This window comes from Labilithrix sp. (genome assembly GCA_019637155.1).
Lineage (GTDB): Bacteria > Myxococcota_A > Polyangia > Polyangiales > Polyangiaceae > Labilithrix.
Genome location: JAHBWE010000003.1, coordinates 241,091 through 255,905, shown reverse-complemented (window position 1 = coordinate 255,905; position 14,815 = coordinate 241,091). Strand labels below are relative to the sequence as shown.

The following is a 14,815-nucleotide window of genomic DNA, read 5'->3' as shown; positions in this document are numbered from 1 at the left end:
TTGATTCTTCGCTCGTTTCTGACGGGCCGTCATGTGGGCGGTCAGCACAATGGCCAGCCCGACCGTCCTTTACCCGTGGGTTCTGCTGAGTGCATGATGGCTCGCATGCGAAGGATCGCTCTGGCCGGCGCCTGCCTGCTCGCCCTCCTGGCCGCCGCCAGCCCGGCCCGAGCCGACCAGTCCATCATCAAGACCCCGGGCGATCACCCCGACTACCGCTTCGAGGCCGAGCCGCACGGGCTCCTCGGCTTCGGCGGCCCGTTCCGGGGCGGTCAAACCGAGCTAGGTGCTGGATTTCGCGGCACAATCGTCCTCGTCGACAACGGCTTCGTGAAGACGATCAACAACTCGGTCGGGATCACGTTCGGCGCCGATCTCTTCTTCGCCCGGAACACGATCTTCTTGCCCGTCGCGATGCAGTGGAATTTCTGGCTCACGAACCACTGGTCCGTCTTCGGCGAGCCCGGCCTCGGCTTCGCCGCCAACCGGCACCGCGACGCGCACCTCGTGAACCCGATCCTGATGCTCGGCGGCCGGTATCATTTCAATGACAAGGTCTCGCTGACCATGCGCATCGGCTACCCGTCGTTCTCGATCGGCGCGTCCTTCTTCCTCTAGTTCCTCCAGCGCCCTGGCGCCGTCTCCGCCGCGTGCTACGCCGTGGCGCGTTGGCGCGTCATGTCATCGGTCGTACGGCTCACCGACGTCGAGAAGACCTACCAGATGGGGGAGGTCGAGGTCCGCGCGCTGCGTGGGGTCTCCGTCGATCTCGCGCGCGGTGAGATGGTCGCGATCATGGGCGCGAGCGGCTCCGGCAAGTCGACCACGCTCAACGTGATCGGCACCCTCGATCGTCCGACCAAGGGCCGCTACTTCCTCGACGACGAGGCGGTCGAGGACCTCGACGAAGAGGCGCTCGCGGAGCTCCGGAACCGCAAGATCGGCTTCGTCTTCCAGTCGTTCCACCTCCTGCCGCGGCTCGACGCGGTCGCGAACGTGGAGCTGCCGCTCGTCTACGCCGGCGCGGCGAAGAGGTCGCGGCGCGAGAAGGCGCGCGCGGCGCTCGCGCGGGTCGGTCTCTCCGAGCGCGAGGACCACCTCCCGAACCAGCTCTCGGGCGGGCAGCAGCAGCGCGTCGCGATCGCGCGCGCGATCGTCAACGAGCCGCTCCTCCTCCTCGCCGACGAGCCGACCGGCGCGCTCGACTCCACCACGACCAAGCAGGTCATGGAGCTCTTTTGTGGGCTGCACGAACAAGGCATCACCGTCGTCCTGGTCACCCACGACCCGGCGATCGCCAAGTACGCGCAGCGCGTCGTGACCTTTGCCGATGGAAACATCGTCTCCGATTCGAGGGCCGCATGAGCGACGAAGCCAAGACCCCGACCTTGTTCCCTGTCAGTAAGGCCGTGACCGAACCTCCGAAGGCGAGCGCGCCGAAGCGCCGTCCGAAGCGTCGTCGTTGGGTGTGGGGCCTCGCGCTCTTGTCGATCGCCGGCGGGGGCGCGTTCTTCGCGCAGAAGAGCCGCGCCACCGCGAAGCCCGTCGACCCCGCGCTCCTCGTCACCGTGACGAAGAAGAGCCTCGACGTGGAGATCTTCGAGACCGGCAAGATCGCCCCGCGCGAGAAGGCGGACCTGAAGTCCAAGGTCGCCGGCACGGTGCAGCAGGTGTTCGTGGAGGAGGGCGCCACGGTGAAGAAGGGCGACGTCCTCATCGCCCTCGATCCGATCGACTACCAGCGCGACCTCGAGAAGAACGAGGCGGAGATCGCGTCGATCTCCGCCGCGCTCGACTTCGCGGGCATCCAGAAGGAGCGCGCGGAGCGCGGCGTCGCGCAGGGGATCGCCCCGCAGACGGAGCTCCTCACGACGACGCAGGACGAGCGCACGAAGGCGCTCCAGCTCAAGTCGGCGGAAGTCGCGCGCAACGTGAGCCAGGACCGCCTCCGCTACACGCGGATCGTCTCCCCGATGTCGGGCACCGTCATCGTCCGCAACATCGAGCCCGGCGAGTCGGTCGTCCCCGGCGTGCAGGCGACGATGGACGGCAAGCCGCTCCTCACGATCGCGGATCTCTCCACCCTCCTCGTGAAGGTGAACCTGAACCAGATCGACGTCGCGAAGGTCTCCGTCGGCCGCACCGCGACGCTCACCCTCGACGCGCTGCCGGGCAAGTCCTACGAGGCGAAGATCACGAAGGTCGCGCCCGCGTCGGTGAAGGTCACCGGCAAGGAGCTCGAGGTCTTCCCGGTCGAGGCGCTCCTCGAAGAGCCGGACGGCCTCGTGAAGCCGGGCATGACCGCGGACGTGCGCGTCCACCTCGACTCGAAGCCGAACGTCCTCGTCGTCCCGATCGAGGCGGTGGTGAAAGAGGGAGGCAAGTCCTTCGTGACGACGGTCGAGACCGACGCGAAGGGCCAGCCGAAGCAGACCCAGGTCGAGGTCACGGTCGGCCTCCGCAACGATCGCGAGGTCGAGGTCTCCGGCGTCGCCGAGGGCGCGAAGGTGATGCTCAAGCCCGGCTCGTCCTCCGCGAACGAAGCCAAGATGTAAGCGCGCGCGTCATGTCGCTCCTCGAGACGCTCCGCATGGCGGCGTCTGCGCTCGCGGCCAACCGCGGGCGCTCCCTCCTCACCGTGCTGTCGATCACGATCGGCGCCTTCGCGATCGTCGTGATGTCGTCGCTCGCCGAGAGCGGGCTCAACACGCTCGCGAAGGGGATCGAGGACCTCGGCGGCGCGCGCATCCTGCTCATGTGGTCGAAGTCGCCGGTGCGCGGGCAGAACAAGCAGTTCGCGTACGAGACCGGCATCCGTCCCGTCGATCGCGAGCGCATCGCGAAGGACCTTCCCCACGTCGAGGCGCTCTCGCTCTACAGCCAGATGGGGGAGCTCGACGCGATGGCGGAGAGCGGGCTCAAGGCGCGCCCCTCCGTCATCGCCGGCGACGCCGCGTTCTTCGAGGCGTTCAGCCTCCCGCTCGGTCACGGCCGCCTCTTCGACGACGCCGACAACCGCGAGCACGCGCCGGTCTGCGTGGTGGGGAAGAAGCTCGCCGAGCAGGTCTTCCCCGCGCCGGCGGAGCCGGTCGGGAGCCTCCTCACGATCGGCGCCCTGCGCTGCCGCGTCATCGGCGCGCTCGGCAACACGGAGCGGTTCGGGGTCGGCTTCGGGTTCGACTGGACCGATCTCGTCGTCGTCCCGACGGAGGCGATGCAGGACGTCAATCCGCAGACGCAGAACCAGGCGATCCTCTTCGTGAAGACCGACGCTGCGTCGTCGAACGACATCGTGAAGCGCCTCATCAACGCGCGGATGGAGCAGCGTCACCCCGGCGTCGATGATTTCGAGATTCTCGACTTTTCCGGTGGAATGAAGGAATTCCACATGATGTTCATGACGCTGGAGCTCATCGTCGCGGTCCTCGCCGGCATCGCGCTCTTCGTCGGCGGCGTCGGCGTCATGAACATGATGCTCGTCGCGGTCTCCGAGCGCGTGACCGAGATCGGGCTCCGGAAGGCGCTCGGCGCGTCGCCGCGCACGATCGGGACGCAGTTCCTCATCGAGTCGACGCTCCTCTCCGTCTTCGGCGGCGCGACCGGCACCGCGCTCGGGATCGCGACCGCGACCCTCGCGTCGATCCTCATCGCGAAGAAGTTCGCGACCTGGCAGCACTCGGTCGCGCCGTGGGCGGTCCTCGCCGCGCTCGTCGTCACGTTCGTGATCGGCGTCGGCTTCGGCTGGCTGCCGGCGAAGAAGGCGGCGGGGCTCGATCCGGTCGAGGCGATGCGGCGATGATGGGGACGCTCGATCTCCTCCGCTCGCTCGGCGGCGCGTTCGCGCATCGCGTCCGCGCGTTCCTCACGTTGCTCGGGATCATGATCGGCACCGGATCGATCGTGCTCCTCGCGAGCCTCATCGTCGGCGGCAAGACGCTCCTCATCGAGCAGAACCAGCGCGTCTCCGACTCCGACGTCATCGCGGTCGATCAGAAGGACGCGCCGCAGGCGCAGCGCGAGAAGACGACGCGCCCGCTCACGCGCTCCGACGGCGACGTGCTCGCCGAGTCGGAGGCGCTCGGCGGACCGCTCGTCGCCTCCGAGTTCTCGGCGTCGTGGGAGCTCGCCCGCTACGCGGGGAAGGAGAAGCGCGTCGCCGTCGTCAGCGCGAGCGCGGCGACGCTCGAGCTCTACCGCCTCACGATCGAGAAGGGGCGTCCGCTCGACGACGAGGACAAGAGGAGCGGCGCCCACGTCGCGGTGGTGGGGCATCGCGTCTACGAGGAGCTCCTCGGCAGCCACGCGCTCGACGACTCGCTGCGCCTCGCGGTGGGCGGCAAGCTCTTCAACGTCGTCGGCGTGCTCGCGCACAAGCCGACGATGGGGAGCAAGGAGGGCACGTGGGCGTGGGACAACAAGGTCCTCCTCCCGGAGACGACGTTCGACGCGATCTACTCGCCGGAGCACAAGGTCGGACGCGTCTACGTGCGCGGTCCGTCGTCGCCCGAGGCGCGCCTCGGCGCCCGCGCCACCGTGCAGAGCACGCTCCTCCGCCGCCACTTCGGGGTGATGAACTTCGCGCTCCGCCAGGACCAGAGCGGCGGCAACGAGGAGCTGATCCTCACCGTCATCCAGGTCCTCCTCCTCGGCACCGGCGTCCTCGCGCTCCTCGCGTCGGGCATCAACATCATGAACGTCATGCTCGTGAGCGTGAGCGAGCGGCGTCGCGAGATCGGCCTCCGCCGCGCGATCGGGGCGACGCCGGGGAGCATCATGGTCCAGTTCCTCCTCGAGGCGGCCGCCCTCTCGTTGAGCGGCGGCGTCCTCGGCGTGTTGGGAGGGGTCGGCGTCGCGTGGCTCGTCGCGGTCGTGGCCCGCTCCTCGCTCGGGCGCTGGGAATTCACGCTCCCGGCGTGGTCGATCGCGCTCGGCCTCGCGCTTGCCGTCGTGACCGGCGTGGTCTTCGGCCTGGCCCCGGCGTGGCGGGCGGCGAAGGTTTCTCCGATCGACGCATTGCGCGGGGAATAAGCGTGCTTAGCGTGGTGGGGTTGGATTCACACGTAAGGGCTCCCCACCCGCGCGGAAACGTCAAGACCGAGTGCTTCCCCGAGGCGCCCGCGCCTCGTCTCATCCCCGACCTCCGAGCCGCGTACGCCTTCGCGCGCGGCGTCGTCAAGAGCTCCCCCGACACGCTCGGCGGACGCTCCGGCCATCGCATCGTCTTCATCCGCAAAGCCGCGTTCGGCGGGGTCCCGCTCGTGGCTCACCCGGACGCCTTCGTCGTCGTCGGCCGCCACTCGCAGTGCGGCCTCGTCCTTCACGACGATCCCTTCGTCTCGCTGCGTCATCTCCTCGTTCGCTCGGTCGGCCTGCCCAGCGGCAAGGTCGCGCTCCGCCTCCTCGATCTCCACACCGACATGGGCTTCACGCTCGCCGACGGCTCGCGTCAGAGCTCCGTCTTCGCGGAGGGCCCGGTCGCGGTCGGCCTCGGCGAATACGCCATCGTCGCGCTCCCGAACGAGAGCGAGGACGACGAGCTCCCGAACGATCTGCCGACCCCGGTCGTCGAGGAGCTCCCGCCGCGCCCGGCCGGCAACCCGTACCGGGAGCCGGCGCCGCGGTCGAAGGGCTCGAACCGCCTGTCGCGCATCACGCTGATGCCGATGTCGGTCGTCCTCGGCTCGCAGGTCCCGGCCGCGAACCTCGGCAACCTCACGAGCAGCTCCCGCTGGGCGGTCACCCTCGAGCGGAAGGGCCACACCGCGACGGTCAGCGTCACGGCGCAGGACCTCGTCGGCGGCGTCGTCATCGGCCGCTCGGAGAAGTGCATCTCGGAGAACCTCCGCCGCATCACCGACAGCTGCACGTCGCGCCTCCACGTCCTCTTCTTGCGCGAGGGCGAGAAGGTGCACGCCTTCGATCTCGCCTCGACCCACGGCATCAGCGTCGAGGGCACGGTCGTGCGCCACCTCGAGGTGAGCGATCACGGCGCCGTCCTCCTCCTCGGAAGCGGCGACACCGCGGTGCGCTGCTTCTGGCGCCGCGTCGCCTGAGTCACTTCTTCTTCGGGGGACCGACGAGGGCGGCGTGGAGCGTGGCTTCGCCTTTGCGGCGGAGCGCGACGCAGTGGGCGACGGACTCGAGCGATTGCTCGAGCGCGCGCCGTCCGCCTTCCATCTGCTCGGCGCGCGGTCCGTAGAAGACCGCGTCCTCGTCCGCTTCGCGTGTGGTGCAGCCGCCGTCGGGCGCGCGGAGGAGGCCGTGCGAGAGGTGCCCCGGCAGCTTCTTCCGCAGCTCGTCCCAGTGCTTCTGCACCCAGCGGTCGGCGGTCGCGTGCGAGGCGCGGCGGTGGCTCGCGGAGGCGAGCACGGTCCCGATCTCGTTCGTCGCGACGTCGTCGCCGAGGAGGCGATCGAGCGCGCGCTCGAGGACGGCGGGATCGTCGAACGCGCCGAGCGCCGCGAGCGCGACGCCGTGGTCCTCCTCGTTCTTCGCCTCCTTGAGCGCCTTGACGAGCGCGTCGATCCGCTCGTCCTTCGCGCGGCGCGTGCCGAGGCTCACCGCGAACGTCGCGACGTCGGGATCGACGCTCGACGGATCGGCGAGCCACTTCCGCGCGAGCTCCTCCGCCTCCTTGAGCGTCGCCTCGTCCTCGACGACGTCCGCCATCGCGACGAGGACGGTGCGCCGGAGGAGCGCGTCGTCGCCGGCGTTCTTCGCCGCCGGCGTCCACCCGAGCGCCTTCTTCCGCTTCTCGAGGCGCGCGCGCGCGAACTTGCGGAACGCGGGCCGCGTCTCCTCGTCGATCATCGCGCGGCTCATCCGGTGGAGGATCGAGACGACCTCGGTGACCGGCTGGCGCGCGGTCTCGGCGTCGAACGCGGGCAGCACCTTGAGGACGGCCTTCGCGTCGACGTCGCCGCTGCGAACGGCCGACCACGTGTTCGAGAGGACGGAGACGCGCGCGGGCACGTCGACGCTCGCGCGGCTCTCGGCGAGCTTGACGAGCTGCTTCTCCGGGAGCGACCAGCGGTAATACGAGAGCGCGGTGTTCGGGTGGACGAAGGCGGGGCAGGCGCCGCGGCCGGCGGTGAGCGAAGGCGCGCCGCCGACGAGGTCCACGCACTCGTCCTTCTTCGCCCCGTCGACGCGGAGGCAGACCGGGATGTTCCACGTGCGGTTGTCGTCTTCGTTCGCGCCCGTCGCGCCGAGCGGGCGCCACGAGCGCGCGCCGAGCTCGACGTGCCAGCGTGAGCCCTGCTCGCAGACGACGCCGGCGACGACCTCGGGCACGCCGGCCTGATCGAGGTAGCCCGAGGCGAGGGAGGTCACGTCCTTGCCCGACGCGCGGTCGAGCGCCTCGAAGAGCTTCTGCGTCGGCACGCTCTGGTGCGCGTTCGCTCCGAGGTACTCCTTGATCGCCTTCTGGAAGGCCGCCTCGCCGATCCAGCGCTCGATCGTGGAGAGGACCGCGGCGCCCTTCTGGTACGTGATGCCGTCGAAGGCGTCCTCGACGTCCGCGCTCGAGAGCACCGGCTGGCGCACGCGGCGCGCGGCGGCGAGGCCGTCCGTGTCCATCACCTCGTGCATCGCGACGACGGCGTCGACGTTCACCCCCCACTCGGGGTGCAGCGCGTGGACGATCTTGGCCTGCATCCAGGTCGCCATCCCCTCGTTGAGCCAGAGGTCGTTCCACCACGCCGCGGTGACGAGGTTGCCGAACCACTGGTGCGCGAGCTCGTGCGCGATGACCTCGGCCTGATCGCGCTTGCTCTCCGTCGACGCGCGCGCGGGATCGACGAGGAGGAGCTCCTCGCGGAACGTGACGAGGCCGGGGTTCTCCATCGCGCCGGCGGCGAGGGCGGGCACGGCGACGAGATCGAGCTTGTCGTACGGGTACGGGATCCCGAACCAGCTCGCGAGCGCGTCGACGAGCGCGCCGGCGGCGTCGAGCGCGGGCTTGTTCGCGGGGCCGTTCGCCTTCGCCTTCGTCGTGACGATCCGGATCGGCGGGCGCGATCCGCGCGCCGCGGCCTCGATCGCGAGATCGCCGACCGCGAGCGCGACGAGGTACGTCGGCAGCGGCTGCGTGCGCGCGAAGCGGACCCGCGTCTTCCCGCCGCCGGCGTCCTCGCGCATGGTCTCGGCGGTGTTCGAGACCGCGGTCATCCCGGGGGGGACCCTGATCGCGACGTCGAACGGCACCTTGAAGGAGGGCTCGTCGAAGCAGGGGAAGGCGCGGCGCGCGGCGGTCGCCTCGAGCTGCGAGAACGCGTACCAGCGCTCTCCTTCTTTCACGCGGTAGACGCCGGCGAGCGTGTCGTCGAACGGAGCGTCGTACTCGAGGACGAGCGTCGCCCAGCCCGGCGCGAGCGGGCGCGGGAAGGCGAGGACGAGCTCGTCGGCGACGCGCGCGCCGGCCGCGGTCCTGAGCGACGTCGTCGCGACGACCGGCGCCTCGCGCCCGCGCACGGCGCGCGCGGCGCGGACGTGCAAGCCCCGCGCGTGCAGCACGACGAACGAGGTCTTCTCCGGGAGCTCGGCCTCGATCCGGACGACGCCGGAGAAGCGGTCCTTCGTCGGATCGACGTCGAGATCGAGCGAGTACCCGCGCGGGATCGCGAGCGCCGGCAAGCGGCCGCTCTCGAGCGGCGGCGGCAGCACGGTCGGCGGCTCGACCGCCGGCGGCGGCGGGAGCGGCGGCGGTGGCGGCGGCTCCCCCGGGCACGCGACCAGGCCCACCAAGAGCGCAGCGGCGACGATGGTGAGGCGCATCGGGGGGATCGGTACGCTCGATCGGGAGCGTGCGCCGCGTCAATCCTGAACGGCCGGAATCGTCGCGCGGCTCGCACCCCTGCCGCACGGGCGAGGATGTCCCGTCAACGCCTCACGGTGAGCGTCGTGCTCCAGGCGTCGTCGTCGCCGGCGGCGCGCCGCGTGTTGGAGAGGCCGGTCACGTCGCCCGGCGCGTCGGAGTAGCCCTCGCGGCCGTCCTTCGTATCGAGCGCGAAGGGCGCGGCGCCGACGTGAGGCTGGACCGACATCGTCGCCGAGTCGGCGGGCGTCGGCTTCTCGACGTGCATCTTCCAATACGAGCGCGCCGCCGCGCGCTCTACGAACGTGCGCGGCGAGAGGAGCGCGGCGTAGCCGATGCCCGTCGCGTCCGGGGAGCCGTAATAGAGCTCGAGGCCGTCTTCCTCCGTGGCCTCGTAGTCGCGCCCTTGCGGGCTCGTGAGCCGAGCGATCCAGCGCCCGGTGCGGTCGGACGTACGGAGCACGCGGAGCCCGAGGTCGGCCGCCGACGCGCGCGAGAACGCGTACGTGTACGTGTCCGCTGGCAGCGAGCCGTGCTCGGACCCCGCGCCGTCGCGGACGGACAAGGACGGCTTGATCGCGAAGCTGATCGCGAACTTCGAGAGTCCGCCCGCGCTCGCGACCCGGAGCGTGACGTTCTGCGCGAGCGCCTTCGCGACCTCGTCGTGCGAGAGCGCGTAGGCGAGCTCGAGCCCGCCGCCGACGATCTCGCAGCCGATCGGCGATTCGAGATCGCCGCCGCCGATGGGCGACGCGCTCACTCCGAACGTGAGCGCGCACCGGGGCTCTGCGAGGTAGTCCGCAAACGCGCGGGTCGTGTTGCCGGCCGCATCGACGCTGTGGACGCCGCCGGTGAGCTTGCAGAGGCCGCCGCCGTCGCACGAGAGCTTCGTCGTACCGGCGAGCTGGAACGAGAGCAGGCTCGATTCGTCGACGCCCGCGGCCGAGGCGGCGCCGGCATCTTCTTCATCGGCGTTCGACGCGCAACCGGCGAGCGCGAGGAGGGAGAAGGGAAAGCAAACGAGAGCGGCGCGGATGGCGGAGTTCATGATGACGAGCGAGAGCACTCCGCGTGCCCGCCTGCCCAGGCTCGTAACCGCACGAAATCCAGAACGGACGACCCCGGCGCCTGGGGCAGGTGTGGACTCGCGTCGACGCCGGTCAGCTCGTGAGCGCGTCGCGGACGCGGGCGGCGCGTGCTGCCGTGGCGCGGCGGAGCTGCGCGAGCGCCGGGCTCTCACGGAGCGGGACGAGCAACGGACAACCGTCAATCCACGAGAGATCGATGAAGCTCTGATCGTCGAGCTGCTCGAGCGCGGCCGCGGCCTCGTCGAAGCGGTGCGCCGCCGCCAGGAGCTCGATCCGTCGCTGCACGTCGAAGGCCGCGCGTCGCGGCGAGCCCTTGCCCGAGAACTGACCGGCCTGGCTCGCGAGGTCTTCGTCCGTGACCGCCTCACCGCGCGCGAGCGTGAGGGTGAAGTCGATGAACGGGCGTCCGGCCGCTCGAAATGGCGGGGCCGCCGCGGCGACCACTTCGGCCTCGGTCTCCGGCGTCGGACGCCAGAGATGGACGCGACTCATCGCGTACGTGAAGATCGATCCGAGCGCGGCTCGTCCCTGATGAAGTGCGGCCACCGCCTCCGACGTACGACCGAGGAGCGAGAGCGCGCGCGCCTTCGCTTCCACCGCCGCCGCGACGTCGGGCGAGAGCGCGAGCGCACGATCGAGCTTCGCGACGCCTTCCTGCAAGGCGCCGACCTCGATGAGGAGGCGGCCGATCCACGTGAGCACGTCGAGGTTCGAAGCGTCGAGCGCGTGGGCGCGACGGAGCGCGATGGCCGCCGCGCGCGCTTCGCCGTCGTAGAGGTGGAGGAGCGCGAGGGCGAGGCGCGCGTCGGAGAGGTTGGGATCGAGCTCGACCGCGCGCTCGGCGACGGCGCGCGCGTGGGCGAGGGAGTCCGCGGCGGATTCGCGACGCGCGAGCGCCAGCGCATAGGTGGCCGCGATGCGCGCGTCGTCTGGAGCGAGCGCGTGCGCGCGTTCGAGCAGCGGCGTCCCGTCTTCGAACGCGCGATACATCGATCGACCGCGGAGGAACAGGTCCGCCGCCTCTCCGCTCGCCGGCGCTCTCTCCCTCGTCGGTCGCTCGAGCGCGATGGTCACGAGGCGCGCCGCACGCTGCGCGATCGCGAGGAGATCCGCGGGCTCGAAGTCGAGATCGAGCGCGAAGACGGCGCGCCAGCGCGCGACCGAGACGAGGCGCAGCTCGAGGTGAAGGCGGCCTTCGACGCGCGACAGCTCGCCGGTCACGGCGTAGTCGGCCCGGAGCGCGCGCGCGAGCGCCGGCGCGCTGCTCGTCGTCTCCGCGGTGCGCGCCACCGCCGCGCGATGCCGGACGACGAGCTCCGCCGAGGCGGCGAGGTGCTCGCCGATCTCGTCGACGAGGCCCGCCGCGAGCGAGCGATCGGCGGCGTTCTCGTCGGACTCGAACGGAAGCACCGCGATCGGGACGCGCTCTCCGGGCGCCGCGATCGGCCGGCGGCTCCCGGCGCTCACGGCACCGCGGAGCGCCTCCGCCAGCTGCCGCGCCGAAGCGACGCGATCCTCGCGACGGAGCGCGAGGCAGCGGCGCACGAGATCCGCGAGCGGGGCGGGGACGTCTTCGATGATCGTCCGCGGATCCGGGACGGGCCGGGTGAAGCGCGCGGCGTGCAGCTCCTGCGCGACCGTCTCGGCCCAGGGCAGCTTGCCGGTGAGGAGGCGGAAGAGCGTGACGCCGATCGCGAAGATGTCCGTGCGCTCGTCGAGCGGCTCGCCGGCCAGCTGCTCGGGCGACATGAACGGCGGCGTGCCGATGATCTGGCCGTCGAGCCTCAGGGTCGTCTCCGCGTCGCGGCTCGAGAGTCGCATGGCGCGGGCGATGCCGAAGTCGGTCACGACATAGCGCCCGTCGTGCGTGCAGATCACGTTCGCCGGTTTCAGATCGCAATGGAGGACGCCGGCGTCGTGCGCGGCGGCGAGCGCGTCGCACAGGGCGAGCCCGATCTCGATGACGCGCGCGCTGTCGAGCGGGGAGTACGCGACGAACGAGAGGGACTCGCCTTCGACGAGCTCCATCGTGAGGAACGCGAAGTCGTTCGCCACGCCGATGTCGAACACGCGCGCGACGTTGGGATGCGTGACGCGTCGCGCGAGGCGCACCTCCTGGCGGAAGAGCTCGAGCAGCGGCGCGTTGCCTTCTCGAATGCCGCTCAGGACCTTGAGCGCGATGGTCTCGCCGAGATCGCGATCGAAGGCGGCGAAGACGGTGCCCATCCCGCCCGCGCCGAGCATGCCGCGCAGCTCGTAGCGTCCGGCGATGGCGTGGGGAACGGCGAGGTCCGACTGGCGATCGACGACGGTGAGGCCGCTGGTCGAGGTCGCCTCGTCCTCACGAATCGTCTTTGGCTCGACCATCGCCCCAAGGTCCTTTCTATGTGCAAACGCGGCTCGTTGCCATGAGCGAAGCCTCAGATTCCGTGCTTGCGAATCAAACGATGCACGTACGTGCGATCGAGCCCAGCGGCGCGGGCCACCGCGGACACGTTGCGGTCGTGCGTCTTCATCATCGCGGCGATGTATTCGCGCTCGAGGTGCTCGAGCCACGCGTCGCGGACGTCTTTGAAGGGGCGATCGAGATCGAGCCCCGGCGCGGCGGCCGGCGCCGCCTCCGGGACGCGCGGAAGCTGCACCTCCGCCGGATCCATCTCCGAAGGATCGATCGTCTCGAGCGCCACCGCGCGTTGGACGAAGCTCTTCAGCTCGCGAACGTTGCCCCACCACGTTCGCTGGCGCGCGTAGTCGACGAGCGCCTGGCGCGAGAGCGACGGCGGCAGAGCGGGCGCGAAGCGTTCCACGAGGAGCTCCACGTCGTCCTCGCGAGTGCGGAGCGGCGGGACGGCGACGATCGACACCGCGAGCCGAAAATACAGGTCTTCGCGGAAGGAGCCCGCGTTGACGAGCTGGCGGAGATCGCGGTGCGTCGCGGCCACGAAGCGGACGTCCGCGCTCCGCCACCTGGACTCGCCCACGCGCCGAAACGTCTTCGTCTCGAGCAATCGCAGCAGCTTCGGTTGCATGCCGAGCGGCAGCTCTCCGATCTCGTCGAGGAAGATGGTTCCGCCGTCGCTGTGCTCGACGATGCCCTCGTGCGTCGTGTCGGCGCCGGTGAACGCGCCGCGCCGGTGCCCGAAGAGCTCCGACTCGAGGAGGTGCTCGGGCATCGACGCGCAGTCGACGACGCCGAGCGGAAATCCCGCGCGATCGGAGTGAGCGTGCAGCGCGCGCGCGACGAGCTCCTTGCCGGTGCCCGTCTCGCCGAGGACGAGCACGGAGAGGTCCGTCTTCGACAGCTGCGCGATCGACGCGAAGAGCTTCCGCATCGCGTCGCTCTTTCCGACCATCTCGCCGAACGACGAGGCACCCCAGATGTGCTCTTCCGTGACCTCGTCGCCGTAGCGGACCGCGATCGCGGTCGTGCCGACCTTGATCGTCCCGCCGTCGGGGACGAGCGCGCCGCTGACGCGGAGCCCGTCGACGACGAGGCCGTTCTTGCTTCCGAGATCGCGGACCCAGAGCCCTTCGCTCGTGGCGTCGACCTCGCAATGGAGGCGGGACACCGCGCGATCCGACACGCAGACGTTCGCGTCGCGCGCGGAGCCGAGCACCCACGTCCCTTCGACGAGCACGTCGTGATCCCCGAGCGCGTCGGACCACGTGAGGCGCGGCCGCTTCATCTTCGCGCGCCGTACGAGCGCGACGGGCGCTTCGGCTTGCTCCGTCGTCACGCCGAAGGCTCGATCGTCGGTCGTCACGCTCGAATCATCGCACGCCTCGGCGGCAGATGCCTCCGGCGCGCTCGCGGCGCTGCTCGGGGATCGTCGACGGTGTCGTCTCGACTCCACAGTCGATCCAGCGCCGAGCGCTCTTGCGCCCATGAACCGCTCGATTCCGACCTCCGCGTGCGGGCACGAAGTTTGTTTTCTCGATACGCACTCCCATGAAATCGATCCTCGCAGCCAGTCTGGTTCTCTTCACGTTTGCAGCTTGTGCCCAGGCGCCGGAGCCGTCCGACGAAGCCTCGACGCCATCGGCGTTCGCGAGCGATTGCCACGACTACGTTCCGTCGCCGGACACCTCGCTGTCGTGGCCGGTGGTGCCGTTCGACGGTCGCGCGCAAGGCGGCGCGTGGCTCCCGGCGGAGTTCGACCGCGTCAATCCACGCGTGCCCGGCTCGTCCGCGTGCTTTCGCGACGCCACCGGCGCGTTGGCTCCGCTGAACACGCTGAAGCACACCGGACGCGACATCTTCTTCGAGTCGGTCGCGGACGTCTACGCGCCCACGTCCGGAACGATCGTGAAGGTCGAGCACGAACCGCTCTCGGCCGTCGCTTCGAGCGACGTCGTCCTGCTCCAGCTCGATCTGAACCGCTTTCAGAGGCAGGCCATCGCCGACCGCACGAGGCAGTACACGTCGACGTGGTTCGACGCGACGGGCCCGTGGTACGCGGTCTATCGTCATCTCGCGTACGGCTCGGCGCGACCGGAGGGCACCCGTGTCAACGCGGGCGACGTCATCGGACGGATCGCCAATCAAGGTCCGAATACGCACCTCCATCTCGAGGCGCGGTGGAAGTCGACCATCGATCACACGTGCCCCGCTTCACCGATGATCGCGCCGGGGTATTTCCCAGTCGGGACCGACCTCGTCGCGAAGGGCTACCTCGATCCGCTCGACGTGTTCCCGATCCTTTCGTGCGCGACGGGCTGCTTCCTCACGCCGGTCGCGGGCAACGTCCTCCGCGCCAACGTCAATCCCGCGGGCGCCGTCCGTTGCGCGGCCCTCAACCGAGGCGCGCTCGATATCGAAGGTCAGCGGCTCTACGGCTGCGATCCATCCGCCGGCACCTGGACCTTCACCGGCATCGTCGCGCCGACGTGCCACTGAGCCAAACTCGTATTC

Annotated in this window: 10 protein-coding genes; 7 read left to right on the top strand and 3 right to left on the bottom strand. The window is 70.3% G+C overall.

Features of this window, described 5'->3' with window-relative positions:
* Genes KF837_07470 through KF837_07445 form a run of 6 tightly spaced genes read left to right on the top strand, consistent with a single transcriptional unit; the run spans position 1 to position 6,053 of the window.
* A complete protein-coding gene (locus KF837_07470; protein MBX3227134.1) occupies positions 1 to 618 on the top strand; it encodes a hypothetical protein in 618 nt (205 codons plus the stop codon).
* Between the two features lie 60 nt (positions 619 to 678).
* On the top strand, positions 679 to 1,365 hold the full coding sequence (locus tag KF837_07465) for an ABC transporter ATP-binding protein (GenBank protein ID MBX3227133.1): 687 nt from the start codon (positions 679 to 681) through the stop codon (positions 1,363 to 1,365).
* Positions 1,362 to 2,555 carry an efflux RND transporter periplasmic adaptor subunit gene (locus KF837_07460; protein ID MBX3227132.1) on the top strand — a complete coding sequence of 398 codons (1,194 nt, stop codon included), beginning with the start codon at positions 1,362 to 1,364 and terminating at the stop codon, positions 2,553 to 2,555. The genes KF837_07465 and KF837_07460 overlap by 4 nt, the downstream gene beginning before the upstream one ends.
* 11 nt (positions 2,556 to 2,566) lie before the next feature.
* Positions 2,567 to 3,799, top strand: coding sequence for an ABC transporter permease (locus tag KF837_07455; protein MBX3227131.1), 1,233 nt, complete (start codon positions 2,567 to 2,569; stop codon positions 3,797 to 3,799).
* The gene (locus tag KF837_07450) at positions 3,742 to 5,028 is read left to right on the top strand and encodes an ABC transporter permease (GenBank protein ID MBX3227130.1); all 1,287 of its coding nucleotides are present in this window, start codon (positions 3,742 to 3,744) and stop codon (positions 5,026 to 5,028) included. Before KF837_07455 ends, KF837_07450 begins: the two co-directional genes overlap by 58 nt.
* 20 nt (positions 5,029 to 5,048) lie before the next feature.
* Positions 5,049 to 6,053, top strand: coding sequence for an FHA domain-containing protein (locus KF837_07445; protein MBX3227129.1), 1,005 nt, complete (start codon positions 5,049 to 5,051; stop codon positions 6,051 to 6,053).
* A gap of 1 nt (position 6,054) precedes the next feature.
* Here KF837_07445 and KF837_07440 read toward each other — a convergent pair whose 3' ends face one another.
* From KF837_07440 to KF837_07430, 3 genes are all read right to left on the bottom strand, one after another.
* Complete coding sequence (locus KF837_07440; protein ID MBX3227128.1) at positions 6,055 to 8,775, bottom strand: M1 family metallopeptidase; 2,721 nt, start codon at positions 8,773 to 8,775, stop codon at positions 6,055 to 6,057.
* A gap of 104 nt (positions 8,776 to 8,879) precedes the next feature.
* The gene (locus KF837_07435) at positions 8,880 to 9,863 is read right to left on the bottom strand and encodes a hypothetical protein (GenBank protein MBX3227127.1); all 984 of its coding nucleotides are present in this window, start codon (positions 9,861 to 9,863) and stop codon (positions 8,880 to 8,882) included.
* A gap of 2,460 nt (positions 9,864 to 12,323) precedes the next feature.
* Complete coding sequence (locus KF837_07430) at positions 12,324 to 13,667, bottom strand: sigma 54-dependent Fis family transcriptional regulator (protein ID MBX3227126.1); 1,344 nt, start codon at positions 13,665 to 13,667, stop codon at positions 12,324 to 12,326.
* 185 nt (positions 13,668 to 13,852) lie between these two features.
* Here KF837_07430 and KF837_07425 point away from each other — a divergent pair, with 185 nt between their 5' ends.
* Positions 13,853 to 14,800, top strand: a complete 948-nt coding sequence (locus tag KF837_07425; GenBank protein MBX3227125.1) for a M23 family metallopeptidase — start codon at positions 13,853 to 13,855, stop codon at positions 14,798 to 14,800.
* Positions 14,801 to 14,815 lie beyond the last annotated feature (15 nt).

Excerpts from the sequence above, each read along its gene's own strand:
- KF837_07465 (MBX3227133.1), top strand. The coding sequence starts at position 679 with ATGTCATCGGTCGTACGGCTCACCGACGTCGAGAAGACCTACCAGATG.
- KF837_07460 (MBX3227132.1), top strand. The coding sequence starts at position 1,362 with ATGAGCGACGAAGCCAAGACCCCGACCTTGTTCCCTGTCAGTAAGGCC.
- KF837_07455 (MBX3227131.1), top strand. The coding sequence starts at position 2,567 with ATGTCGCTCCTCGAGACGCTCCGCATGGCGGCGTCTGCGCTCGCGGCC.
- KF837_07440 (MBX3227128.1), bottom strand. The coding sequence starts at position 8,775 with ATGCGCCTCACCATCGTCGCCGCTGCGCTCTTGGTGGGCCTGGTCGCG.
- KF837_07435 (MBX3227127.1), bottom strand. The coding sequence starts at position 9,863 with ATGAACTCCGCCATCCGCGCCGCTCTCGTTTGCTTTCCCTTCTCCCTC.
- KF837_07425 (MBX3227125.1), top strand. The coding sequence starts at position 13,853 with ATGAAATCGATCCTCGCAGCCAGTCTGGTTCTCTTCACGTTTGCAGCT.